This window comes from Clostridium sp. LS, assembly GCF_002760435.1.
Lineage (GTDB): Bacteria > Bacillota > Clostridia > Clostridiales > Clostridiaceae > Clostridium.
The window spans coordinates 1-25,228 of the sequence record NZ_AUUU01000030.1 but is presented as its reverse complement, the minus strand read 5'-3'; the positions used below and the strand labels follow the sequence as shown (position 1 = coordinate 25,228).

Below are 25,228 nucleotides of genomic sequence, written 5' to 3'. Positions count from 1 at the left end.
ACACAATAGAGTACTATTTTCTTTCAATTATTAAATAATTATTTTAACTTTTTTCTTAAAAATCTAGGTAAGTAGGTAAAAATGCGAGATGACACACTAGCAATATCGCTCTTTATAATCCCCCCTAATAATACCATTAAGTATAAATATACGAATCCTCCAGCAGAAATCATTATTAAAGTCGAGATTCCCTTTATAATAATATTTTGATTGGTTATTATTAGTATTTCTGATACAGGTACTCTTATTGCTAATATTGTTCCAGCCATTACTATTGAAGCTGCAAGTGGTTTTATTATATTTCTTAACATTGGTATTTTTACTCTAAGTGCTTTTTTTAAAGCCCTTTGGTTTAAGATAAACGGTATAGCAAACCATAAGAAATTCCCTACTACTACTCCTAAAATATTTATATCTGGCATTCCTACTAATATATAATTAGCTACTATTTTAGCAATAATACCTATGCTAAATGTACCAAGAACAAAATAAAGTTTATTCATACTCTGAAGTATAACAGTTTGAATAGATACAACGGCCATAAGAATTAATACTACTGATCCCCATACCATCAATTCAAAGCCTTGGGTTGTTCCATATAATAATTCAAAAACTTCTTGAGCTAAACACGCAAGCCCTACTGCTGCAGGTATTGTAATTATAAACGTTATTCTAAAAGCAAAAGTAGTTTTTCTTCTTACTTCTTTTTTATCTTTTAATGCCATAGCAGCAGCTACAGCTGGCAACACGGTTGTCCCAAGGGCTGTCACTATTATTAGAGGTACAGAAAGTAAAGTTTTATATCTTCCTAAAACTCCATATAGGACATGAGATTGCTCTGCGGTGAATCCTGCAAATGCTAATCTGCTGTTAACATTCACCATATCTACTAAGCTACCGAAGTTCTGAAGCCCAGAACTCAAAGTAATCGGTAGTCCGTATTTTATTAATTTCCTAATTATATGCTTAGTCCTTACTCTCTTGGTATTATTATTATGTTGAGCTTCTATAGCTTCTTCTTCAAAATTATTCTTACCATAAATATAAACCATATAAAGACATGCAATAAGAGCGCCTATTGAAGTACCTACAGTACCTCCAGCACTGCCATATTCAACACTTACTTTCATTAAAATATAAGCGCATGCCAAACTAATTACAATATTTATAACTTGCTCTAATACTTGAGATACAGCGATAGCCGTCATACTATTTCTACCTTGGAAGTACCCCCTATAAGATGATAAAAGTGATGTAACAAATATGCTTGGAGCAAGCATTAAAATTCCATAAGATGCTGAAGGGTTGCCTATCGCTTTCCCAATAGGAAATGCAAATATCATTAAGAAAATTGTTAATATAGCACCAGCTAAAGCCAAAAGAGTTCTAGATATCTTAAGTGCCCTTATAGCATCATTAGGTTTTTCTAGAGCCGTAAGTTCTGCTACTACTTTTGCGATAGCTGGCTGAGTTCCTAAATTTGTAACTGCATATACAAATAAAAATACTTCATAACAATTTTGATATATACCATATCCATCAAGACCTATTATTCTTTGAAGGAGTGGTATATAAAATACTGATATTACTTTAGATAAAATCCCCGCTACTGAAAGAATTAAAAAGCCTCTATTACTACTGGCTGATCTTTCCTCCATAATTACCTCCTATCTAAGCGAAAACTTAAACACATCTTGTTTTATTTTTTTTAACATTGGAGGTAATGCAACTGCTATAGTCTTATTTTTTAGATATTCAAGCTTACCATTAATTTTTCTAAAATTTAATTTATAAGCATATAAATATTGATAATTTAGACCATATTTATTCTCAAAAAATGAATTTAATTTCTTATCTCCATATTTATTATCTCCAATTATCGGATTTCCTAAATGCGCCAAGTGCGCCCTAATTTGATGGCTTCGTCCTGTTATTAAATTAATATCTATAAGTGAATATGCACCATTTGTTTCTACTGTAGTTATTTCCATTGCTATTTTTTTAGAATTCTCAACTTCACTGTCATAAATCTTAGATACATTAGTTTCTGGATTTTTTACTATGTACGCTTCATAAAGTCCGTTTCTTATTTTGCCTTTTGCTAAAGTATAATAATACTTCTTTATTTCATCTTCTCTTATAGCTTCATTGATACATTTCAATCCTTCAAAAGTTTTTCCAAAAACAACAATACCAGCTGTATTTCTGTCTAACCTATTGCAAGCTGCTGGTGTAAAAGTCAATTCATTTTCTGGTACATAAGCTCCCTTATCATTCAAATATGATAGTACATAATCTGTAAGTGTTGGTTCCTCGCTTTCCTTGGTATCTGAATGAACCAAGATATTAGGCCATTTTTCAAGCACTAATATATTTTCATCTTCATATGCAATTTTAATTCCTTTTGCATTAACTTTGATAAACTTGTCAGTTTTATCTTCCTTTTTGCTTTGAATGTATCTAATTTCTACTATATCTCCTTCTTGCAAAAAGTATTTTTCATTTTCTTTTTTATCATTAACTCTTATATCTTTTTTTCTCAAAGCTTTAAAGATTGCACTCAATGGTACATCCTTTAATAATTTTCTTAAAAATTTATCTAATCTCTGACCTGCTTCATTTGGACCTATTTCTATCTTCAAATACAATCACTCCTAATTTTATTACCCTTAGCATTATCTAGTTTTTTAAGGATATTGTCAATTTTATTTACAACAATACCCTTAAATGTAACTAATCTGTCAAATAATTAAATGCTGCTAAGGCTTGAATAGAAGCTCCAATTGGAAGGCAATCTTCATCAATATCAAATAAATTACTGTGTGCAGGCTCTGTAGTTCCTTTATTTTTATTTCCACTACCTAAGAAATAAAACGCACTTGGCCTTTCATTAGCAAAATACGCAAAGCTTTCAACTCCCATTTTAGGTGCTTTTTGCTCTAAAACATTTTCTTTACCTAAAATCACACTTGCGCTATCACTAACTAAATCTACAAATTCATCACTATTATAAAGACAAGGATAGCTTTCCTCTATCTTAATTTCCGCCTTAGCTCTCGACATTGTTGCAATTCCATTCACAATTTCATTTAATCTTTGTATAGCAAATGCCCTATCCTCTTTTGTCATAGTCCTAATCATTCCGCTTAAAGCTGCTTCCCCTGGAATAATATTTTGAGCAGTCCCTGCATGTAACGTTCCAACAGTTATAACTATAGGATTTACGGGGGCTATTTCTCTACTTACTATTGTCTGAAGGGCCACTACAATATGACTTGCAATAACTATGGGGTCAACAGTTGTATGAGGTGATGCCCCATGACCTCCCTGACCTGTAATTTTTATACTAAATGGATTAGAAGCCGCATTAACAACACCTTTTTTTATTTTTATAGTTCCACATTCTGTTTCTTCATCTACGTGAAGACCAAGAATGCAATCAACTTTAGGATTTTCTAAAATCCCTTCATCTATCATTGGAGTTGCTCCACCTGTAGTTTCTTCTGCAGGTTCAAATAGTAATTTTACAGTTCCCGAAAACTTATCTTTATTATCATTTAATATCTTTCCAGCACCCATAAGTATTGTAGTATGAGCATCATGACCACAAGCATGCATCCTGCCATCTATCTTAGATTTAAATTCACAAGTTTTCATATCTTTAATAGGAAGACCATCTATATCCCCTCTTAATGCTATAGTTTTATTATTTCCTTCTTTTGTTCCTTTTATAATTCCACATACTCCTGTTTTTGCTACTTCAATATATGGAATATTATTAGCTTCCAAGAAATCTTTAATTACCTTCGATGTTCTTACTTCTTCAAATCCAAGTTCTGGATGTTCATGTAAGTCCCTTCTTATCTTTATAAGTTCCTCTTTTATTAAGTTAGCTTCTTTCTTAAAATCTATCACTTTCTTGGTTCCTCCATAATTACATTAATCTTTCAAACTAAAATTTGGGGTAATTAATTATCACTCCAAAAAACCTCAATAATATCTCCCTCTTTTATTATGGCAGTATAAGCTGCTTTTTCTCCATTTAGCTTTAAATTTATTATGCCTTTTGCCACAGTTAAATCAAAATCTATATAATTAAATATATCAACAATAAGATATTGTGTTTTATCTTTTAATGTTACATTATTTCCATTTACAACTACTGTTATACTAGGTAATTCTTCTTTTGTAACTGCAATCTCCTTTTGTCTTTCATCAATATTGTTGTCTGACTTATCTTCATTATTTAGATCAGCATATTCACTAGCATTTTCTTTATTTATTTCTTTTATAGTGTCCTCTTCAACTATAATTTTTTCATTAATCTTATTTTCTTCTTGTACCTTAGCTTCTTTTATTAAATAGCTCCCTTCTGATATTTCATAATCATCTTCAAGAAGGTTACCATCCATATAAATATTTACATCTTCATTTAAAATATATCTTTTGAAGTCGTGAGCTTTACATGGTAAAAATACATTTACTTCGTCACCATTTTTTATTATATAATCTAAATCTTCTCTTTCACCATTAACAAGTATAATTGGTTCAATATTAATTATTTCTTTATCTAAATATACTGATATAGAGTTTATATTCCTAATATTCTCTGATAATTTTGGAGCCGCATCTTTTCCATTTTGGGCATATTCTAGAATTATGTTATCATTTGCCTTAACTTCAGTTTCAAGTGTAGCCTCCTGCCCATTAATTGTAATCTTTGCATTAACTCCATATTCGCCAAAAACAATTCTTTTACATCCATTATAAGTAAACCTTACACTTTTCCCATTCTTGCTTATGAGTAAAGAAGGATTTATTCCAGCTTGAAGCAGTACATCCATTATAGTATGTTTGTGAGAGTTAAATAAACTAATTGGATCATTATTTAAATTTACATCAATAAAATCATTTCCTAAGCTTCTTATTGCAGCTAGTGCTATTCCAAGTACAGTAACTCCAGCAGAGCCCAATTTATTATCTGAAATGCATTCAGTCACTGATTGCCTATCTTTTATTGCAATTCTTTGTGCAGGAAGCTTTAGTTTCTCAGAAATTGCCTCCAATATTCCTGGTGTATGTGCTCCTCCCCCTACTAAAAATACAGCACTAGGTGCCTTGTCGCCATTTAATTCTAAGATCTTTTTAGATATTTCTTCTGCAGTTTTTGAAACAATATTGTTAATTAGTTTAAACACATTTTCTGAAGCTAATATATTTTCTAATCCTAAAACATCAATATATGTCACTTCTTTTTCTTTTACTATAGATCTTTTTATATTTTCAGCAGTATTAAAATCTACTAAATATTCTTGAACAATGGCTTCAGTAATCTCATCTCCTGCCATTGGCACCATTCCATAAGCAGAAATGCTTTCCTTTGAGCTTATGGCTATATCTGAAGTACCTGCACCAATATCTACTAAGGCAATATTTAATAAACGCAAGTTCTTTGGTATGGCAGCTTCCATTGCTGCTATTGGTTCTAGAGTTAAGTTTACCACCTTTAAATTTACCCTATTCATTACAGCATAAAGAGAGTCAATTACGGATCTTGGTAAAAATGTTGCTATTACTTCTGCACCAATATTCTCACCTTTGTGTCCTATTAGATTAGATATTAAGAAACCATTTAAATAGAAGTTCTTTACTGAATATCCTACGCAGTATAATTTACCTTCAGTTGTAGCAGATATTTCTTCCTCTGCTTTTTTCACAGCACTTAATTCCAAGCTTCTTACTATTTCTTTATTTACCTCTTCATCTTCATTAAGATCAATATCTGATCTTACGTCAATTGTTCTTAAGAATCTACCCGCAGCTGCAATAGATACTTCATTTAATTGTATTTGCAGTTCTTCTTCAAGATAGTTCTTAACTTTTTGAACAACAGAAGCAACTAACGTGATATCATGTATTTGACCGTCCACCATAGCTCTTTCTTCATGTTCTAAATATTTTTCGCACACTACTTGGAACTTCTTATCTTTTATAATGCCTACTGTTCCTATAATAGATCTTGTTCCTATATCTAATGCAAAAATTATATCTTTTTGATTAAATCTTTTTAATTCCATAATAAACACAACCTTTATTGTTTTATTTATCGGAAGTATGCACTCCATTTGAAAATTCTAAATTAATATTCTTAAACTTTTACATAAATATACTATAAATTATATATTATAAGCTAATTTCATACAATGTCTTAAAATATTTGTTTGGATTTTTTATTAAGATATAATTAAAAATAACAACAAGTTCATTTACCGAGCCTATCTTTAATTATGGCTTTTTGGACTTGTTATTTTCTTTATGTAACTAGAGTTAGCTTGTTTACTTATTCCCTTACCTCTGCTAAAATGATATGGGATATAATGTTTAACTACAAAATTATATAAATACTGCAAACATTACAAATTTAAGAGGTGGATAATATGCAAAGCAGACCTGATATATCTTTACTTAAAAATACTTATCTTGAAACTTACCGTTCAATAGAAGCTTGTTTAATACAAAATAACTTTAGCCTTCTGCTGCCAAAAAAAGTAGAATCTCAAGTTTTTGATATTGTATTTACAGCTCAAAAACAAAAGGTTCCACCAAAAAAACTCGAATGTAATAAAGACTTAAATAAATTCTGTAATAATTTAATTTATGAATATAATAAATCTGTTTCGGTACTCCAACAAATATTTGAAGGAATATTTATTTATTCCTTAATTATCTTCTTTTTTTCGTTATTGGATATATTTTTTGAGAAAGGCATATTAATAAATACTTTAATAATTTGTACTTTAATTTTTATAGGATATTTTGTGTCCTTTTCAGTTCTACGACATAAAAATACCTATAATCCTAAATTGCGTTCACTCTTAGTTTTTGGGCTTATATTAATGCCATTTGTATTGATGACTTTTCTAAAATCTAAAGTTGATTTTCTTAATTCTACTGTTCCTTTTACATACAGTTTATTATTAGTTTTATTAACTTGTGTAATAGCAGTAATTTCTTATACAATACTTTCGAAAAAATACGATTTATTTGTGTTCATCAAAAGTAGATAATTATATAATTTCTTATACTATGTAATCATTTAAATAAATAAAGGCTAGGGATTATTCTCTAGCCTTTGAAATATTCTTCTTTTTGCCTAATTAAAATAAGTTGCAGATACCGTTTCTACATCAATTACATGTCCCTCCATAGCTGTAAATAATTCATTTACAAAGAAACCATTTTGGAGTTCTAATGTTGTATCAAGAGCGTAAACACTAATGTGGTACTTATGAGGCTTATCAGGTGGCGTCATTCCTCCATAACCTATAGCAATTTCTCTATCAAATCCACCTGCCGCTCCATACCAGCTGTTTACTCCTTGAATAAAATCTTTAGCAACTACACTTTCATTTTCCTCAATTACATTTCTTGTAAGATTTGCGACAGACCAATGTATCCATGAAAATCCACATACTGGTATTGCATCTTTATCTTCTATAAAAATGCAATATGACACAGTATTATTAGGTGCTTCCTCAATTTTTATAGGAATAGACCTTACAGGCATACAGGCATCTTCATCAAATTGTTGTTTCATTTCACCTTGTTTATTTTTAAATTCTTGTCCTCTTTTACCGTACTTATCTTGGATAATTCCATTTACTATAGCTGAACTTGTTATTTTCATAATCATCTTTCCCTTCATAATTATTTGCTCTGGTTTATTAAATACTCCTTAGAATATCTAAATTATAAATTAGGGTCAGCTACTCGTAAATTACCCACTTTTTTGTATGTATTTAAGCATATTAAAAGTTTATGTTTCTATAGTTTAAACCACATTTCTCTAATGCTTTCTTTTTGCCCCTTTTCAACCATATAACTCATTCCTATTTCCTGCAAAATTTCTAAGCATTCTATCATCTTTGTTCCTTTTTCAGGTGTTAAAAAGTATTCTACTTTTAATGGATACCCCTCATACTTTACTTTATCAACTAGGCCATATTCCATTAATTCATTAATATGCTGAATCAACATTTTTTGAGTTATGCCTTTAATATCCTTTTCTAATTTAGCTAATGATGTCCTGCCAAGGCGCAGTCTCCATAAAATAATAGGCTTCCATTTTCCTTTTATCATGTCATGAGCTAATTCTAAAGGACATGTAAATTCTTCTCTTAATATCATATCTTTAATATCCTTTCTAAAAATATTAATTTGTTGTTATGATGCAATTTTACCATTTTTTATAAGCGCAAAAAATAGAAAAATAAATTTTTATCATTTAATATATTTATAAACATCAATTTCACCATCATTTTACTTTCAATAATATATTTGGTAAAATTGTATAAAGATAATATGTAAACCCAACTATAAATACAACTTAATTCCAAGCCTGTAAGTCTACACATTAAATTATTTATTATACCTAAAAATGAAAGGGGACATTATGAAATTATCTAAACTATCATTAATTGCAACTGCGTTATTTTTAATTAATAATATACAATTTAAATCTTTAGAGGCCTATGCCCAAACTACCCCTGATAAATGGGATCTTACTTGGAGCGATGAGTTTGATGGAAGTGAAATTAATTCTTCAAATTGGACCTATGATATTGATGGACATGGATGGGGAAATAACGAACTTGAATATTATACTAACAGGCCTGAAAATGCTAGAATTGAGGATGGAAACCTTGTTATTGAGGCAAGAAAAGAATCCTATAACGGCAGTCAATACACTTCAGCACGCTTAAAAAGTGAAGGTTTGCAGAATTTTCTTTATGGTAAAGTTGAAGCAAGAATGAAACTTCCAGAAGGTCAAGGTTTTTGGCCTGCATTTTGGATGTTAGGATCAAATATGGCCTCCGTAAAATGGCCCGATTGCGGTGAAATTGATATTATGGAACATATAAACGATGCAAAAAATGTTTTGGGAACTCTTCACTGGAATGCACATAATGGAAATATGTATGAGTCCCATGGCGGACAAACAAATATAGATGTGAGCCAATATCATAATTACTCAATTGAATGGAGCCCTAATTATATAAAATGGTTTGTTGATGATAATGAATATTTTGAATATGATATTACTAATAATGTTAACGGAACTGAATCACTTCATAAACCGTTTTTCATAGTTTTAAATTTGGCTGTAGGTGGAAACCTGCCTCAAAATCCAGATGCATCTACAAATTTCCCTGCAAAGATGTATGTTGATTATGTTAGAGTATATAACAGGCATTCGGATTCTATCTCAATTAGTAAACCAAGAAATGCATGGTATAAAGATAAAAGCAATGGCTATAATTATTACCTAGATGGTGATGGAAATCCTTATAAAGGTTGGCTATATCTCAAGGATTATTGGTACTATTTAGATTCGGATGGAAAAATGAAAACTGGCTGGCTAAATGATAGCGGAAATTGGTATTATCTTAATGAGCAAGGTATTATGCTAAAAAATACAACTATTGATGGCTATACTTTAGATTCAAATGGAGTTTGGATTTATTAAAATTATGAAGACTAAGATTACTCCTAGTCTTCATAATTTTTATTTTTTACTAAAAAAATTCTTTTTTAAAATTTCTGCTATAGTTACTTTCTTTACTTTCTCGCTATTGTCCTTAGCAATTGGATTTTCTTCTTTTTCTAATACTTTTGTTTTATTTATGATATCTTTATTATTAATATTTAATAGTTGATCAATAGTTTCTACAAAATCATTTAGTTCTTTTTGACTATTGATTTTTCCTTGTAATATTTCATTATCCTTCCTTAAAATTTCATTTTCTTTTTTCAATGAACCATTTTCCTTAGAAATCTCTATTATTTTATTCATAAGTTTAGTATTCATTTGAACTATATTTCTCCTTTTGCAATCTATTGGGTGAGAACTCGTTTGAATTCTATTTATCTACCCTAATAGTTGTTATATGCAATAGTATTTCTTATGGTTAATAAGAAAATGACTTAACAAATAGTTTGTCAGTTAATTATTATTTAAAAATTTATATTTTTGTAACACATTTGTAATATTTACGGTTTATAATAAAAATTGTAAAGTAGTTAAAGCATTATTATTTACCCTTATTAAAAAATACTTATAAACTAAAAAGAATGACTTATTCCCCTAAGTAAGTCATTCTTTTTAGTTTATTTACGAATCGATATTTTTTATTCAATTATTTTAATACTAGTTCCTGCTGGTATAGTATCATAGATATATTTAGCATCCTCTAAAGAAAGTCTAACACATCCGTGTGATACTTCTTCACCAAAACAATCATCAATAGCTTCTCCAATTTCATTATAAGGAACACTATGAAACAAATAATTACCACTTATTTGTGTGAAGTATTTTACGTAAGTTTCATTTATTCTTAGCTCTTTGCCTTTTAATCCACTATAAAAATCCCCTTCTATAGTTGGGCTTCCAGGCGCTCCTATATTACATGAAAATGCTTTTATATTTACCCATGAATCAATTTCTTTATGATAAATATATACTTCTCTTTGAGATTTACTTACAGCTATAAAATAATTAGTATCTGAATTTATTTCTTTTAAATTTAGTTTGGAATTTATTATTTCCTTTACGTTTGTTACCTTTACTTTTTCTAACCCGTTTCCTATTTTTGAATTTACAATATTTATTTCAGGTTTAGTATTAATGCTCAATAATTTATCTGCTGTTTGTTTACCTACAATACCATCCTGTTTTAATCCATTTTTTGCTTGAAATTTAGTTATAGCATTATATGTTTCAGCTCCATATATTCCATCTTCCTGAATATTATAACCTTCCAATGAATTCAGTAATCGCTGGATGCTTCTAACAATACTACCTTTGGAACCTATAGATATTATTTTTCCACTTCCTTGCAGTGTAGATATTGTAGCTATGCCATTAGAAGTATCATTAGTATTTGAAATGGTTACAGCATGTGCCTTTGATTGCATACTGCAGCTTATTATAACTTCTGCTACTGCTAAACTTAAAATTGTTTTTTTCATAATCATTTTTCCTTTTCTCTTTTGCTCTTTTATGTATTCTTGGAATCTTCCTTTGTATAATAAAACTTCACGTAAATAAATAATTAAGTAAGACTCAACATTAATATATTTCGTAACTTTATGAAAAAATCTGACAAAATAAATGGTAAATTAAGATAACTTTTTTGAGTAATAAAAAAAGAACTTTAAAAGTTCTTAGCTATTTTTCAATACTATATGCATTTATTATCTTCCCAAAATCAAATCTATATAAATCTTAATAAAACTTACCGGCTTATCCTCACCATAAATCCAATAAGTCAAATAGCTATCAAGGCTTATAATCATTGGTGTTATTATAAATGGCCACTCCAATGAAGTCTCTAAAGATATTTGGTGCATAAAGTTAATTCCAGTATAATGCCATATATTCATTTGAAATAAATATACATTAAATATTAACCCAAAGCACAATTCAGCAAAAGTTATTATACTTCCTCCTATCAATAACTTTTGCCATACTTTTAGTTCAAAATATTTATCGTTATCTAACAAATATGCTATTATCAATGATAATATTCCACTTAATATCCCCATATAAATAGAGGTATATCCCATTAAAGAATAATATTTAATCCCATCAAATCCAACCATACTTCCATGTACTGCCCTCATTAAAACTTCAATATTCATATATAGACTTCCGAATATAAAAAAATGAATTATTTTATTTTTTATATACTTCAACTTAGATCACTTCCTATTCCATATTCAAATATTTCAAAAAACTTATTATGTATCTATTGAAGTATATTTTAATTTCATGAATATATTCTTTTTCTTTTAAATTTTTTCTTTATATTTTGCCATAATATTGTCACGAATTTTATTTATAATAATATCATAAACATTTTTCATTAATTGTTCTCCTATTATAAATCAGTATCCGGATAACTTATTTGCGTATTATAAGTTATCCTTTTTATTTTTAGCTATTCTACAAAACTTATCAACTGCCTTAAATTTGCCACAGCTTTGTAATAATTCCGTTATAATTTTAAATTATAATATTATTGTAAAGTAGTTAAAGCATTATTATTTACTCTTATTAAAATGCTAACAAACCCCTAAGACAACCTATTCCCCTAAGTAGGTTGCCTTTTTTATGTACTAAATATATATTCAACAATAAAAGAAAAGAGTAATTAACATCATTTTGACTGTTAATTACTCTTTATAACCAATTATTTAGCTTGTAAAAACTTTTCATAACTTTCGATTTTATCCTCTCTGTGAGTCTTTTGTAACCAGTTATTATAATTTGAAATATTTGCTTCTAAATTTTTTAAATCTAGTATATATCCTTTTCTTTTATTTAAATCAGCATATATATTTATCTTTATTAAATTTCCCATTCTCATTCCCTCCTTTAAGTATCGTATTTAATACTATTTAATCTTAAGTAAATTATAACATTTTATTATATAATAATCAATATTAATTAATAAAAGTTTTATCGATAATTTTAATTGCTTTAATTTCTCTCATCTAACACCATATGAATTAATAACATAATATTTAATTCAACCAAAAATTAAAGGTAAATTAAGTATTTCTACCTAATCTACCTTTAATTTTGATTGAAACTTATGTTTTAATTATAACTCTTGTTGCAAGCGGATTGCTGTACATTAAATTTTTCTGTAGCACAACATTATAGACTTTAGATTATTTTGCTAAATTCTAACTTTTATTAACAATATCTTTTGAAATCTTTACTACTATTTTTATCCATACTGTTAACATAAAGAATATAATTATTAATGTTATCTTCCAACTTATTATCTTCTATCCATATCAAGTATCTAGTAAATAGCTCTAACACTTTAAACTCTATCTTTTCCAAAATAATACCTCCAATAATAATTAGTAACAAACTCATTATTGGCCGGTTGCACCACTAACTCCAAATTCCCCAGGTGCCCAAATAAAGAGAATTTTTCACAGTTTCCAATTTTAATTCTATTAATGTTACGAACATATGCATGACTTATATTTTTTACAACTTTATTATCATATGTATAATATTAACATCAATGTATTTATTATTCAACACACATCCACAACACAATTCCACATAATTTTTATTTTATTGTAAATAAATTACATATTCACACTTCCCAAAATATATACAATCCAATTTTCTCTTGAAATAATGGAAATTATATACAATACCAAAGCTATACTTTTAATCAAAGGTTTAATATTAATTTAAAATAAAGAATATTCCTTACAGTTTATTTTTTAACATAATTTGACAACAAAATATTATCTTAACATAACTTTAATACATTTTTTACATTTTTCAATTCTTCCTATTACCTACGTAAGGATTTGCTAAACGAAAAAAGGCACCTTTTTAAAAAGCGCTTTCTTAATATGCTCCCTGATTAGCTTTATGAATAAGGTTATTATCAATCAAAACCTTCAAAGAAAAGCTCCTAAAGGTTCCATCACCAAATTTAAGCTTAATCTTATCTTTATCCTTTTCATCAAATTCTTCTACCTCTGCTATACCATAAGCTTTATGATCAACCTTATTCCCAACCTCATACCCATAAGTATCTACAGGCATATCATTTAGCTTCCCCTCAACAATAAATCTGGAAACCTCTTTAAACTGTCCTTTACGGTTTCTTGGAGAAAATAAATAAAGATTATCTATTGCCCTTGTTATTCCAACATAGAACAATCTACGTTCCTCTTCTATGTTGTCTTTTATGCTAGATGCATGAGGTATAGTTTCTTCTACACAGTTTATGACATAGACGTTTTTGAACTCCATGCCTTTTACTCCATGTATAGTACTAAGTATAACCCCTTCTCTCTGAGTTTTTTTCTTACTAGCTTCTATTGTTTGTTTTATTTCCTCCACATGCTCTAAGAATTCAAATATGGTTTTAAAACCTTCTGCCGATAATTTAAATTCCTCAATTATGTCTTCTAAGTCTTCTAAACTTTGATTAACTTTTTGAGTATAACCTTTTAAGTGATCCAAATACCCTAAATCCATAACTATATATGCAATTGCAGATGATAATGATATTTTATTTAAATAGTTAATGTCTTTCCTTAAATTATCAAGATTTTTCTTTTGGAATGGTGGTATATCACTTTTATTCATAAGCATAGTAAATGGACTTTCTTCTTTAATGTAATTCTTTATATACGCAAAGTTACTTTTGCTTATATATCTAAAGGGCTTATTTATTATTTGCAGAAAACTATCTCTGTCAAATTCATTAACTGAAAGTTTTAAATAAGCAATTAAATCCTTACATATAAAATGTTCAAAGAAATTATATTCACGATCTAGTAATGTAAACGGAATTTTTCTTTTTGCTAGAGTCTCAACAAACATCATTGATTCTATATTAGTTCTATAAAGTACAGCATTGTCTTCATAAGGTATACCAATTTTTTTATTTTCGCAAATTATATCACTTATGCTTTCAACCTGCATTTTTTCATTGTACGGGCTAAACCACTTGATTATACCTTCACTATCTCTATTCCACTTAATTTCCTTATTGTTTCTCTTTTCATTAAAGCCTATTACTGCTTTTGACTTATCTACTATGTTCATCTTACTTCTGTAATTAATCGATAAGTAATACTTTTTTCCGCCTTTAAATATATTATCAAAACTGACCATATATTCTGGCTTTGAGCCTCTAAATGAGTAAATACATTGATCCTCATCTCCAACTGCAAAAAGATGATTATCTTCTCCTTCATTAATAAGTTTTAGGAAGTCAATCTGCATCTCATCACAATCTTGAAATTCATCTACTAATACATATTTAAACAACTTTCTATATGCCAAAAGCATACTTTCATCTTTTTTAAGTAATTCCAATACTTCTATAGCTAAATCATCAAAATCTCTTTTATTATTTAATTTTTTATACTCTTCATATTTCTCTAGAGCTTCTTCAAAAATCTCTTTGGAAAGAGACGGCTTAAATTCTTTTAAAGATACTCTTGAAGTTTTATATAATGAAATATTATTGATGGCTTCCTTTATTTTATCCTCATTAACCTCATCAAAATATTTACTTAATACACTGCTAACTATTTTGTGTACAATTGATCCATCAACTATATCTATACTTTCACCACATCTTAAAAGCATCTTATAGAACAAACCATGGAATGTCCCAAAAAACGGTGATCTATCTGCTTTAAACATTTTGGCATATCTATTTTTCATATTCTGAGCAGCTGCTTTTGTAAAAGTAATAACTATTATATTCCCATTAGGAATTTTTTTATTTTTAACCAAATGATTAACTTTATTTATTATAACAGTTGTCTTCCCGGAACCTGGTGCCGCAACAATTAATGTATTCTTTTCCTCTGCATTTACTGCATTCATTTGATATTTATCAAGGTTGTACCCCACTTTATAATTCCCTCTTTCTTCCTAGCCAAACAAAGTTTGTAATCATATCTTTACTAATTAAATTAGTTATTATAAATTTTATCCATATTTATAATATAAATTTCAAATTTATCTCAAAATCTTGAATATTATAATTTTTCTTTTAAAAAATATAGTATGTCTTAATTTAAGTTAATCGCAACTATATTGTAATCAAAGTCCTATAGATGTACAATAGTTTTATATATTTAAATTTATATTGAATAATATACCAATTATTAAACTGAATGTATTTTATGTTTTTATTTAAAGGAGATTATTATGAATAATAGACCTAATTTCAATGTAAAAGATGAAAGAAACTTAACAATGCTAGTTGATTTTTATGAATTAACTATGGGAAACGGTTATTTTGACAAAGGACTTAAAGACAAAATAGCTTACTTTGATATGTTTTTTAGAAGAGTTCCCGATGGTGGCGGATATTGTATAATGGCTGGTGTTGAACAACTAATTGATTACCTAAAATCTTTAGAGTTTACCCATGACGATATTACTTATTTAAGATCTAAGAACATGTTTTCCGAAGAATTTCTTGAATACTTAGAAAACTTTGATTTTAGTTGCGATGTTTGGGCAGTTCCAGAAGGAAATCCTGTCTTCCCAAATGAGCCTCTTGTGACTGTTCGCGGTCCTGTAATTCAAGCACAATTTCTTGAGACAATGATTCTTCTAACTATAAACCATCAAACATTAATTGCTACAAAAGCTAATAGAATTTGTAGAGCTGCTGAAGGCCGTCCTGTAATGGAATTTGGTTCAAGGAGGGCTCAAGGGTACGATGGTGCAATTTACGGCGCTAGAGCTTCCATAATAGGTGGCTGCAGTTCAACAGCTTGTACGATGTCAGATAGAATGTTCAATATTCCAGCTGTAGGTACAATGGCTCACAGCTGGGTTCAATTATATGATACTGAATATGATGCTTTTAAAGCTTGGGCTGAAATTTACCCTGATGACTGTGTATTACTTATTGATACCTATAATGTAATAAAATCCGGTATTCCAAATGCAATAAAAGTATTTGATGAAATTTTAAAGCCACAAGGTAAGAGACCTCGTGGAGTAAGAATTGATTCTGGTGATATTACTTATCTTACAACTAAGTGCAGAAAAATGTTGGATGAAGCAGGGTATGAAGATTGCGGTATTGTAGTCTCAAATTCCCTCGATGAGCATATTATAAAAGCTGTACTAGAACAAGGTGCATGTATAAATTCTTTTGGTGTTGGCGAACGTCTTATTACAGCAAAATCTGAACCAGTTTTTGGCGGCGTATATAAATTAGTGGCATTAGAAGGCAATGATGAAATTATACCTAAAATTAAAATAAGTGAAAATGAAGAAAAGATCACTAACCCAGGATTTAAAAAGATAGTGAGAATATTTGATAAGACATCTCATAAGGCATTAGCTGACTTAATTGCTTTAAGAGATGAAAATATTAATGAAAATGAACCTTTAGTTTTATTTGATCCTATTCATACATGGAAAAGGAAAAAAATCAAAAATTATTATACTAGAAATCTTCAAGTTCAAATTTTTAATTCTGGTAAATGTATATATGAATCTCCTAGTGTTTTAGATATAAAGGAATTCTCTAAAAATGAGACAGATAAGCTATGGCCTGAAGTATTAAGATTCGAAAATCCACACACTTATTATGTTGATTTATCGCAAAACTTATGGTCATTAAAACATTCTCTACTTCATAAGTATACAAATTCATATGAAGTACAGGATTAGTCATTATATATGTAAATTACTTTTATTTATATTTTTCCGAATATCCAAAGAAAGGTTTTTTGAAATTAAAGTAAAAGAGGATTAAAATGTATTATACATTCTAATCCTCTTTATTTTAAGGCACACGAAAATAAATAATAGACCAAAGATGCGCCGAATATTTTGTATCAGACAATGAAGTAAATTCTGCTCATAGTGGGCTATTAGTAGAATTTGCTGACGCATATAGTGCAAAATATGCAAGCATACTGGCCTGTTATTTTTTTGAATGTGCCTAATAATTCATTATACTAGTTTCTTCATTATATGCAGATAAATTTAAAAAGTTGTAATCTTCATTTACGATATCTTTAAAATGTAAATTATTTGCTTCTGTGCAATCATTAAATATACAATGTGAGCTATCTTTTTCACCATGAGATTCATTTGTTAATAGAGGGCACTCCTTATAACATTCGACTCTTTCTCTATTTGTTGACCAAAATGGACACCTACTCATAATATTCCCCGCCATCCTTTTCTCTTCCTCATAATTTAAAAATTTAATAAATATTAAAATTCATGAAACCATTATATTATAAATTGTATATAAAGTAAAGATTATGCAAATATTTTTCTGTAATATTCAATTTAAATAAAAAAATATAAAAAGAGACCTTTTAAATTAAAGAGGTCTCTTTCTTATTAATGTTAAAACTTATTCTTATTTACAGAAATATCAATTACTTCATTTTGGAACGCTCTAAGTAATGCTTTTTCTAAAACTTTTTCTTTATCAAAATTTTCTATATCTTTACATACTGCAAAAACTTTATTCTTTTCACCATTAACATTTTTATAAGTTAATGTTACATTTGGTTTATCATATTCTACCTCTAATATCTTAATTCCCCATGATATTTGAGCAAAATCACCATCAACAGTTAAAGTAGTTAGTTCCTTTAATTTTGCATTATCTTTGTTTGGATCATTGACAATAATTAACTCGTCTCCAACTTTATATTTTCCCACAACAATACGCCTCCTTATTAATTCTATTACTTTTATTTTTATCATAGGCTATAAATTTAAGTCTGTAATAAAAATTAGTATTTTCTCTGTGGAATATTTTAGATAATATACAATTACATTAGAATGTTAATAAATTAACATTCTTTATCTTATTTTTATTTTAACAGACTTTTCCTAACTATACAATAAATTTTTATCATTTTGTGTTTAATATATACTAAAATTAAGTTAACATTCTGTAAATCATATATTTATCAATAAAACAACAACTATTAATAATTATTATTTATAAATAGCATTAATTAATAACGTTGACTATTTATTTATTTATTTTTATGTTATAATTTGTTCATAAAATTATAATAAGTGAGGTAATAAATATGGATTATATAGCTTCTATTTTCAAAGAAAAAAAGCTAAAATTAACCCCTCAAAGACTTGCAGTATATAATTATTTAATTAATACAACTTCTCATCCTTCGGCTGATGTTATTTATACAGATATACATGTTCAATATCCAACTATGAGCTTAGCTACAGTTTATAAAGCACTAAAAACATTGGTTGATGTAGGATTGGTTCAAGAAATAAATGTTGGTGAAGGAAACTTTAGATATGATGGAAATGCATCTCCACACCCTCATTTGCAATGTCTAGGTTGCGGTAAGGTTGATGATTTCAAGGATTTATCTCTTGATAACCTCAACACTTTAGCTTCAGAACACACTGATTATCAAATTGTATCAAATAAAGTTTATTTTTATGGATACTGTGCAAATTGTCAGTAATTTTTTTATTCGACTATAACTTTAAATAAAAGTATATTAAGCGATATACTTTTATTTAAAGTTATAGTCTTTTTTTATAATGTGTCTCTGTATGATTAATATGAGCCCAATTATTAACATATAATTTATTGAGGTGATACATAATGAAAATCTTAATAATTAAGAAAAAACTTTTATTAAATGCAATATTATATATAGGCACATTCTTTGGAATTATTACTCTAGTCTATTTTATCTCAAATAATTTTGAGACTTTACAAACTATTTCTCCAGTAAATATCTCACAGGATACCTACTGTGATTTAACAGGTGATGGTATAAAAGATACTTTAGAACTATCAAATTCTCAAAATAAAGTTGATTTCAACATAAAATGTTCAACTGATAACTATTATCTTTCCGAACAATTAAAAGACAAAACACTTTTCACTAACAATACTCATTGGGAGCCCAAAGTATATCTTCATGATATCTCTAGAGATAATGTACCAGAAATAATACTAATAGGTTCTAAGAATAATAAGCCTATTTCTTACGTATTCCATTGGGATAAAAATAAATTTGATTTAGTTTCATCAAGTGAAAATAATATTTTTGGCATATTAGATTGTAAGAATTCTAAAACGCCTCAATGTTTTTCAATATCCTCCTCTGAAGGACTATCTTCTTTAAAAAGTTTTATGCTAATTAACAATAAAGTCTTAGATACTAGCAAAGATAATTCAAATATTCCTTCTTTAGATTCAGTAGTTAAATTTATAAACATAATTGAACTTCCATATGTGCTCGATGATCTTCCAGACATCTTTATTCCCGAAATAGATAGAAATAATTTATCTTTACTTTGGAATTTAGATAAAGATAACTATTCTTATGCTTTTCAAAATGCTTTCTTTTATGATTATAAATGGACTGATTCAGGAGAGCCTTCATCTATAAGATGGAGAATATCATTTGAAAAAAGTAAACTTAGAGGTGCAGATAGTAATAAAACTGAATTAATACTCCTATTAGATTTAGAAAAGGTTGATTCATACTATAAAATTAATAGTATACAAAAAGTATCATAAAAATATGAAGGCCGCATACTGCGGCCTAAAGGGGGATGAGGGGTTACTTAATGAAGTAAAAAATCTATAATTCATTAAGTTTGTAAGAGAATGCTTTCTCTATTACATTAATATTATTAACATGTTTTTCTTTTGTATACACATTTATAGAAATTATTTTGCTTTTTTTTAAGCATCTTTAAGTTCCCCTCTTTTATATGCTTCAATGATCTTATCGATAAACCTTATTCTATCTGGATGAACAAAATTTCTGAGTGCCATTAAAAATTCTAAATTAACATCATTGTCTTTAATATTTTTATTTACAACATTCTTTTTATTGTTCTTATCAGAGTTTTGATTTTCAGCACTCTTTGAATTAACAGGATTTGTGTTGATAGGATTTGATTGTTCTTTCATGTTTTGATTAAAATTTGGATATAAATTTTTATTGAAATCATTATTTTGATTATTCACATTCCCTTGGAAAAGATTATTATCTAAATTTAATCCCATCATTTGAGCAATTGAACTTAAATTGCCCATATTAAACCCATTAGTATTCATTGAAGCTAACATATTGCCCATATTATTCAAATCAATATTTCCACCTAACAACCCCATTAATTGCATAGGATCTATACCAAAAGGTATATTACTATTTCTACCAGCATTCATATTGTTGTTAGTTTCATTTCTTGCTGAATCTTGTTCTCTATGTTTATGCTTAGCCATTTTTAAATCCTTTCAATAATAATTGCCTCTTTTTAATATATGTACATTACTATAAAAATGTTTGCGTTTTTAGGCATTTTTTTAGAGGGCTATAAGCCCTCTATCCACTATCCTAGCAGCAAGTGTTATAGTCTTGGTTTCCAGCACCGAAAAAGTCTGAGAAACATCCACCACATAATAAGAATAGTAAAATAATTAAATATGATTTATTACAATTTAATAATCCTGAACCACATGCTATTAATAGAAATATGATTGGTGTGCAGCCATTTCCTCCGCCAAATAAGCCTGAGCCATAAGATCCAGATTCGTAACAGCAACACTCTTGATGTTTCTTTTCACAGCAGCATTTATTCTTCTTTCTAGACATATTTATCTCTCCTTCCTAAAAATTAAGAATTTTAGCAACCTATACCGCAGCCAAAATTGCTATTACAAGAATTAAATCCTCCACCGAAGCCTCCGCCAAAACCTGTATTGCATCCTCCGCCTATACCGCAACCATTGAAATTGTTATTGCAAAGGAATAAGATTACTAATATAAACAAGTATGGTGAGCAGTTGCTTAATAATCCACCTCTATGGCTTCCACCATCGCAACAGCATTCTTTTTTCTCACAGCAGCATTCTTTTCTTTCACAGCAACAATCATTTCTTCTTCTATTACTATTTCTTCCGCAACCACAATAAAACAATATTAATAAAATCCAAATCCAGCTACCAAATCCGCAACCACAATTATTGAATCCGCCACCACAACCTCCGAATCCTCCTGGAAATCCTCCGATTCCTGGTCCTACAAAGTTTGGTCCGCAACTACAATTGCTAGTAGATTCACTACAATCATCATCACATGAATTTAAACCATTTAGGATATCATTCATCTCCATATTTATTCCTCCTTGGAAATATTTTTTCTTTTTTATACTATATATTATTCGTACTAAAAACTTTTGACACAATTTTTTATAATATCCATTTTTATAAATTATTACTTATATTTAAATAATAATTCTATGAAATTACAATCTTAAATGCACAAAAAATAACCCTTCTACAAAACATTTATTGTAGAAGGGTTATTTTTATCTTTCTATTCCTTCAAGTAGACTTAATCATAAAAGGATATATTTCAAGATAAATAATTAATCTAAATCTGTTGCAAATTCTAGGAATAGATTATCAATTAATTCATCTCTCCCATTTCTATTTAAAGAGGAAAAGAAATATAATTTATCTTCTAGATTTAATTTTAGTGTATCTCGTATTACTTTTTCATTTTTATTAAGTTCATTTCTTGTAAGTTTATCACTTTTTGTAGCAATTACTATAACATCATAACCAAAATGCTTAATCCATTCATGCATCATTATATCGTCACCTGTTGGCTTATGCCTTGAGTCTACAAGTAAAACAACTCTTTTTAATTGCTCTCTATCATTTAAATACATCTCAACAGTCTTTCCCCAGCTATCCTTTTCTGCTTGTGAAACTTTCGCATATCCATATCCAGGTAAGTCAACCAAATAGAAATCATCATTAATAAGAAAAAAGTTAACCAATCTTGTTTTACCAGGAGTCTGACTTACCTTCGCTAATTTTTTTCTATTAGTTAAAGAGTTGATTAAAGAACTCTTTCCAACATTAGATCTTCCGACAAAAGCAATTTCTACTCTATTATCAATAGGATATTGATTTTTCTTTACAGCTGAGGTAATAAATTCTGATTTTTTAATTCTCATTAGTATCCTCTCCAATTAGTGCATTTTTCAATACCTCATTTACTTCTTTAGCAGAAATAATATTTAAACTATTTCTGATTGAATTCGGTATCTTATCTATATCTTTCTCATTTTCCTTTGGAATTATTATCGTATCTACTCCAGCTCTGAATGCTGCTAAAGATTTTTCTTTTAAACCACCAATTGGAAGTACTCTGCCTGTTAATGTTACTTCTCCAGTCATTGCTACGTTATGCTTAACTTTCTTACCTGATAAGGCTGATACAAGGGCTGTAACCATAGTAACTCCTGCTGAAGGACCATCTTTAGGAACTGCACCTTCAGGGGCATGGATATGAATATCTTTTTCCTTATAAAAAGTTTCGTTTATTCCATACTTTATAGCATTAGCTCTAACATAACTATAAGCAGTTTTTGCAGACTCTCTCATAACATCGCCAAGTTTACCAGTAAGCTCTAACTTACCTGAACCGGTCATTACCATGGCCTCTATAGGTAAAGTATCTCCACCATAAGCGGTCCACGCCATGCCAGTAACTACACCAACCTTGTCCACTTTGTCAATCTTATCAAAATCAAACGTTCTTTTTCCTAAAAGGTCTTGAACATCTTCATAATTTATTATGAATTCTTTTCTACCTTGTTTTAGCATTTCTGCCAGAGCCTTTCTTATTAAGGAACTTATTTTTCTTTCCAATCCCCGCACGCCTGATTCTCTTGTATATCCTTCTATAACTTCTCTAATAGACGAATCTTCAATCTTAATACTGTTTTCAGGTATATCTAATTCTTTAAACACCTTAGGAATTAAGTGATTTTTAGCTATATTAAATTTTTCTTCATAAGTATATCCTGATACTTCAATAACTTCCATTCTATCTAAAAGTGGTCTCGGAATAGTTTCTAAAGTATTTGCCGTTGCTATGAACATAACCTTTGATAAATCCATTGGAACTTCCAAATAGCTATCTCTAAAATCCTTATTTTGTTCACTATCTAATATCTCTAATAAGGCATCAGATGGGTCGCCTTTATAACTTGAATTAATTTTGTCAATTTCATCAAAAAGCATAAGAGGATTCATTGATTTTGCTTCTTTCATTGCATAGACTATTCTACCCGGAATAGCACCAATATATGTCTTTCTATGACCTCTAATTTCCGCTTCATCCTTCATTCCGCCAAGAGATATCCTTGTATACTTTCTATTGATAGCATTAGCTATAGATTTTGCTATAGATGTTTTTCCCACTCCCGGAGGACCTACTAAGCAAAGAATTGGTCCTTTTTGAGACTTACTAAATTGTTTTACTGCTAAATATTCAATAATTCTATCTTTAACATCTTCTAAGCCATAATGTTCTTTATCTAAAACTTCCCTTGCCTTGGTAACATTAATACTTTCTTTAGTATACTTGCCCCAAGGTACATCTAAAACCCAGTCCAAATAAGCTTTAACCACATTACCTTCTGATGAAGTAGGACTCATAGTTTTAAGTCTGGATAATTCGTAATTAACTTTATCCTTAACCTCTTTAGTAAGTTTTGCTTTCGAAATTCTTTCCTCATATTTTTCTATTTCTTTTTTATCTTGATCATCTTCGCCTAATTCCTCTTGAATGGCTCTTAACTGTTCTCTAAGGTAAAATTCCTTTTGCTCTTTAGCCACAGTATTTTTCACTTTATTAGCTATCTTACGCTGTATTTTTGCTATAGAGATTTCTATCTTAACTCGTTCTAAGACTTTTTCTATCCTTTTTGTCAAATCTATAGTTTCTAATATTTCTTGCTTTAACTTCTCATCAGTTATGGCATAAGAAGCAACCATATCTACAAATTGACTTGGCTTTTCTGAAAGATCCATCGTTTTAATAGATTCTCCATAATTATCTTCACTAAGCTTTAGCAGGCTTGTAAATTCCTTATTCAAATATTTTATATAAGCATCCAACTCTTCATTATTAACAACTTCATCATCTAATTTTTCCACTGAAACTTTTATATAATTTTCTTCTTCCTCTATATATTCAACTATTTTACCTCTTTCTTGTCCTTCAACAAGAACTCTAATAGTATTATCTGACATTTTTAATATTTGTTTTATTCTACATATAGTTCCAATTGAATAGATTTCATCTTGATTAGGTTCTTCTATAGCTGAATTTTTTTGGCCTACAAGAAATATTTCTTGCTCATCTAACATAGCTTGTTCAATAGCTGCTATAGATTTTTCTCTTCCCACATCAAAATGTACAACTACATTAGGAAAAACAGTCAATCCTCGTAAAGGAATTAGTGGAATTGTATATAACTTTTTCATAGTACTATTTCCCCCCACATCATAATCACATTATTTATTTGACTTATCTAGTATACACATAATATATAATTTTTTCAATGATTGCTCATATAAAAACTTACTATTATATTATGTTTATTACATAATAAGTAAAACAAAAAAAATTTCGTTTTTAATATTTTTGTCATGCGTTTCAATTTGAGTTTCTTAGGCACATGAAAATAAATAACAAGTCCAAAGTTGCCATGAAATGTTCTGTATATGCAGCATAGCTGCTTTTTACTAAGGTGTATATTTTTCATCAGGCAAGGAGGCGAATTGCCCTCATAGCGAGCCTATTAGGTCAA

The 25,228-nt window shown here is 28.8% G+C and carries 24 protein-coding genes and 1 riboswitch; of the genes, 5 read left to right on the top strand and 19 right to left on the bottom strand.

Translation table 11 applies throughout. The features are described 5' to 3' along the window. Window positions 1-38: 38 nt before the first annotated feature. The 4 genes from COL3_RS07880 to COL3_RS07865 all read right to left on the bottom strand — a co-directional run bounded on the left by COL3_RS07880 (window position 39) and on the right by COL3_RS07865 (window position 6,077). Window positions 39-1,658, bottom strand: a complete 1,620-nt coding sequence (locus tag COL3_RS07880) for a polysaccharide biosynthesis protein (RefSeq protein ID WP_008425633.1) — start codon at window positions 1,656-1,658, stop codon at window positions 39-41. A gap of 9 nt (window positions 1,659-1,667) precedes the next feature. Then, a complete protein-coding gene (locus COL3_RS07875; RefSeq protein WP_008425632.1) occupies window positions 1,668-2,642 on the bottom strand; it encodes an RluA family pseudouridine synthase in 975 nt (324 codons plus the stop codon). A gap of 91 nt (window positions 2,643-2,733) precedes the next feature. Beyond that, window positions 2,734-3,915, bottom strand: coding sequence for an amidohydrolase (locus COL3_RS07870; protein ID WP_008425631.1), 1,182 nt, complete (start codon window positions 3,913-3,915; stop codon window positions 2,734-2,736). A gap of 53 nt (window positions 3,916-3,968) precedes the next feature. Further along, window positions 3,969-6,077: a cell division protein FtsA gene (locus COL3_RS07865; RefSeq protein WP_035283735.1), complete on the bottom strand. Its 2,109-nt coding sequence runs from the start codon at window positions 6,075-6,077 to the stop codon at window positions 3,969-3,971. 360 nt (window positions 6,078-6,437) lie between these two features. On the opposite strand from COL3_RS07865, the gene COL3_RS07860 reads away from it, so the two are divergent. Further along, window positions 6,438-7,067, top strand: coding sequence for a hypothetical protein (locus COL3_RS07860; protein ID WP_008425626.1), 630 nt, complete (start codon window positions 6,438-6,440; stop codon window positions 7,065-7,067). Between the two features lie 86 nt (window positions 7,068-7,153). On the opposite strand, the gene COL3_RS07855 is transcribed toward COL3_RS07860, so the two are convergent. Both COL3_RS07855 and COL3_RS07850 read right to left on the bottom strand, forming a co-directional pair. Further along, window positions 7,154-7,687, bottom strand: coding sequence for a YbhB/YbcL family Raf kinase inhibitor-like protein (locus COL3_RS07855; protein WP_035283747.1), 534 nt, complete (start codon window positions 7,685-7,687; stop codon window positions 7,154-7,156). Between the two features lie 137 nt (window positions 7,688-7,824). Continuing rightward, window positions 7,825-8,187 (bottom strand): helix-turn-helix domain-containing protein, encoded by a 363-nt coding sequence (locus COL3_RS07850; RefSeq protein WP_008425622.1) that lies wholly within the window; start codon window positions 8,185-8,187, stop codon window positions 7,825-7,827. A 265-nt stretch (window positions 8,188-8,452) separates the two neighbouring features. Here COL3_RS07850 and COL3_RS07845 point away from each other — a divergent pair, with 265 nt between their 5' ends. Beyond that, a complete protein-coding gene (locus COL3_RS07845) occupies window positions 8,453-9,526 on the top strand; it encodes a glycoside hydrolase family 16 protein (RefSeq protein WP_008425621.1) in 1,074 nt (357 codons plus the stop codon). Between the two features lie 39 nt (window positions 9,527-9,565). Here the strand turns inward: COL3_RS07845 and COL3_RS07840 are convergent, their stop codons facing one another. The 6 genes from COL3_RS07840 to COL3_RS07825 all read right to left on the bottom strand — a co-directional run bounded on the left by COL3_RS07840 (window position 9,566) and on the right by COL3_RS07825 (window position 15,472). Further along, complete coding sequence (locus tag COL3_RS07840) at window positions 9,566-9,853, bottom strand: hypothetical protein (protein ID WP_143327529.1); 288 nt, start codon at window positions 9,851-9,853, stop codon at window positions 9,566-9,568. 335 nt (window positions 9,854-10,188) lie between these two features. After that, a complete protein-coding gene (locus COL3_RS07835) occupies window positions 10,189-11,028 on the bottom strand; it encodes a L,D-transpeptidase family protein (RefSeq protein ID WP_008425615.1) in 840 nt (279 codons plus the stop codon). Between the two features lie 225 nt (window positions 11,029-11,253). After that, window positions 11,254-11,700 (bottom strand): hypothetical protein, encoded by a 447-nt coding sequence (locus tag COL3_RS07830; RefSeq protein WP_008425613.1) that lies wholly within the window; start codon window positions 11,698-11,700, stop codon window positions 11,254-11,256. Between the two features lie 551 nt (window positions 11,701-12,251). Further along, window positions 12,252-12,422 carry a hypothetical protein gene (locus COL3_RS28635; protein ID WP_008425611.1) on the bottom strand — a complete coding sequence of 57 codons (171 nt, stop codon included), beginning with the start codon at window positions 12,420-12,422 and terminating at the stop codon, window positions 12,252-12,254. Between the two features lie 338 nt (window positions 12,423-12,760). Then, window positions 12,761-12,913 (bottom strand): hypothetical protein, encoded by a 153-nt coding sequence (locus COL3_RS28630; protein ID WP_180277924.1) that lies wholly within the window; start codon window positions 12,911-12,913, stop codon window positions 12,761-12,763. Between the two features lie 31 nt (window positions 12,914-12,944). Then, window positions 12,945-13,028, bottom strand: a riboswitch (cyclic di-GMP riboswitch). Window positions 13,029-13,441: 413 nt separating this feature from the next. After that, window positions 13,442-15,472, bottom strand: coding sequence for an ATP-dependent helicase (locus tag COL3_RS07825; RefSeq protein ID WP_008425610.1), 2,031 nt, complete (start codon window positions 15,470-15,472; stop codon window positions 13,442-13,444). 300 nt (window positions 15,473-15,772) lie between these two features. Here COL3_RS07825 and COL3_RS07820 point away from each other — a divergent pair, with 300 nt between their 5' ends. After that, window positions 15,773-17,257, top strand: a complete 1,485-nt coding sequence (locus tag COL3_RS07820; RefSeq protein WP_008425608.1) for a nicotinate phosphoribosyltransferase — start codon at window positions 15,773-15,775, stop codon at window positions 17,255-17,257. 274 nt (window positions 17,258-17,531) lie between these two features. Here the strand turns inward: COL3_RS07820 and COL3_RS07815 are convergent, their stop codons facing one another. Next, window positions 17,532-17,756 (bottom strand): hypothetical protein, encoded by a 225-nt coding sequence (locus COL3_RS07815; RefSeq protein WP_008425606.1) that lies wholly within the window; start codon window positions 17,754-17,756, stop codon window positions 17,532-17,534. 191 nt (window positions 17,757-17,947) lie between these two features. Further along, complete coding sequence (locus COL3_RS07810; protein ID WP_008425604.1) at window positions 17,948-18,268, bottom strand: hypothetical protein; 321 nt, start codon at window positions 18,266-18,268, stop codon at window positions 17,948-17,950. A 380-nt stretch (window positions 18,269-18,648) separates the two neighbouring features. On the opposite strand from COL3_RS07810, the gene COL3_RS07805 reads away from it, so the two are divergent. Together COL3_RS07805 and COL3_RS07800 are read left to right on the top strand one after the other, a co-directional pair. Then, entirely contained in the window at window positions 18,649-19,056 is a 408-nt protein-coding gene (locus COL3_RS07805; protein WP_008425602.1) for a Fur family transcriptional regulator, read from the top strand. Window positions 19,057-19,199: 143 nt separating this feature from the next. Next, window positions 19,200-20,126: a hypothetical protein gene (locus COL3_RS07800; RefSeq protein ID WP_008425600.1), complete on the top strand. Its 927-nt coding sequence runs from the start codon at window positions 19,200-19,202 to the stop codon at window positions 20,124-20,126. 168 nt (window positions 20,127-20,294) lie between these two features. Here the strand turns inward: COL3_RS07800 and COL3_RS07795 are convergent, their stop codons facing one another. The 5 genes from COL3_RS07795 to lon all read right to left on the bottom strand — a co-directional run bounded on the left by COL3_RS07795 (window position 20,295) and on the right by lon (window position 24,902). Continuing rightward, a complete protein-coding gene (locus COL3_RS07795; RefSeq protein ID WP_008425597.1) occupies window positions 20,295-20,840 on the bottom strand; it encodes a hypothetical protein in 546 nt (181 codons plus the stop codon). Window positions 20,841-20,952: 112 nt separating this feature from the next. Then, window positions 20,953-21,210: a hypothetical protein gene (locus COL3_RS07790; RefSeq protein ID WP_008425596.1), complete on the bottom strand. Its 258-nt coding sequence runs from the start codon at window positions 21,208-21,210 to the stop codon at window positions 20,953-20,955. Window positions 21,211-21,241: 31 nt separating this feature from the next. Beyond that, window positions 21,242-21,730 carry a hypothetical protein gene (locus COL3_RS07785; RefSeq protein WP_008425594.1) on the bottom strand — a complete coding sequence of 163 codons (489 nt, stop codon included), beginning with the start codon at window positions 21,728-21,730 and terminating at the stop codon, window positions 21,242-21,244. Window positions 21,731-21,985: 255 nt separating this feature from the next. Further along, complete coding sequence (yihA, locus tag COL3_RS07780) at window positions 21,986-22,582, bottom strand: ribosome biogenesis GTP-binding protein YihA/YsxC (RefSeq protein WP_008425592.1); 597 nt, start codon at window positions 22,580-22,582, stop codon at window positions 21,986-21,988. Next, on the bottom strand, window positions 22,572-24,902 hold the full coding sequence (gene lon / locus COL3_RS07775; protein WP_008425590.1) for an endopeptidase La: 2,331 nt from the start codon (window positions 24,900-24,902) through the stop codon (window positions 22,572-22,574). The genes yihA and lon overlap by 11 nt, the downstream gene beginning before the upstream one ends. Between the last annotated feature and the right edge of the window lie 326 nt (window positions 24,903-25,228).

Coding starts and splice junctions, on each gene's coding strand:
- COL3_RS07880 (WP_008425633.1), bottom strand. CDS start 1,658: ATGGAGGAAAGATCAGCCAGTAGTAATAGAGGCTTTTTAATTCTTTCA.
- COL3_RS07865 (WP_035283735.1), bottom strand. CDS start 6,077: ATGGAATTAAAAAGATTTAATCAAAAAGATATAATTTTTGCATTAGAT.
- COL3_RS07860 (WP_008425626.1), top strand. CDS start 6,438: ATGCAAAGCAGACCTGATATATCTTTACTTAAAAATACTTATCTTGAA.
- COL3_RS07855 (WP_035283747.1), bottom strand. CDS start 7,687: ATGAAAATAACAAGTTCAGCTATAGTAAATGGAATTATCCAAGATAAG.
- COL3_RS07850 (WP_008425622.1), bottom strand. CDS start 8,187: ATGATATTAAGAGAAGAATTTACATGTCCTTTAGAATTAGCTCATGAC.
- COL3_RS07845 (WP_008425621.1), top strand. CDS start 8,453: ATGAAATTATCTAAACTATCATTAATTGCAACTGCGTTATTTTTAATT.
- COL3_RS07840 (WP_143327529.1), bottom strand. CDS start 9,853: ATGAATAAAATAATAGAGATTTCTAAGGAAAATGGTTCATTGAAAAAA.
- COL3_RS07835 (WP_008425615.1), bottom strand. CDS start 11,028: ATGAAAAAAACAATTTTAAGTTTAGCAGTAGCAGAAGTTATAATAAGC.
- COL3_RS07830 (WP_008425613.1), bottom strand. CDS start 11,700: ATGAATATTGAAGTTTTAATGAGGGCAGTACATGGAAGTATGGTTGGA.
- COL3_RS28635 (WP_008425611.1), bottom strand. CDS start 12,422: ATGGGAAATTTAATAAAGATAAATATATATGCTGATTTAAATAAAAGA.
- COL3_RS07820 (WP_008425608.1), top strand. CDS start 15,773: ATGAATAATAGACCTAATTTCAATGTAAAAGATGAAAGAAACTTAACA.
- COL3_RS07815 (WP_008425606.1), bottom strand. CDS start 17,756: ATGAGTAGGTGTCCATTTTGGTCAACAAATAGAGAAAGAGTCGAATGT.
- COL3_RS07805 (WP_008425602.1), top strand. CDS start 18,649: ATGGATTATATAGCTTCTATTTTCAAAGAAAAAAAGCTAAAATTAACC.
- COL3_RS07800 (WP_008425600.1), top strand. CDS start 19,200: ATGAAAATCTTAATAATTAAGAAAAAACTTTTATTAAATGCAATATTA.
- COL3_RS07795 (WP_008425597.1), bottom strand. CDS start 20,840: ATGGCTAAGCATAAACATAGAGAACAAGATTCAGCAAGAAATGAAACT.
- COL3_RS07790 (WP_008425596.1), bottom strand. CDS start 21,210: ATGTCTAGAAAGAAGAATAAATGCTGCTGTGAAAAGAAACATCAAGAG.
- COL3_RS07785 (WP_008425594.1), bottom strand. CDS start 21,730: ATGGAGATGAATGATATCCTAAATGGTTTAAATTCATGTGATGATGAT.
- yihA (WP_008425592.1), bottom strand. CDS start 22,582: ATGAGAATTAAAAAATCAGAATTTATTACCTCAGCTGTAAAGAAAAAT.
- lon (WP_008425590.1), bottom strand. CDS start 24,902: ATGAAAAAGTTATATACAATTCCACTAATTCCTTTACGAGGATTGACT.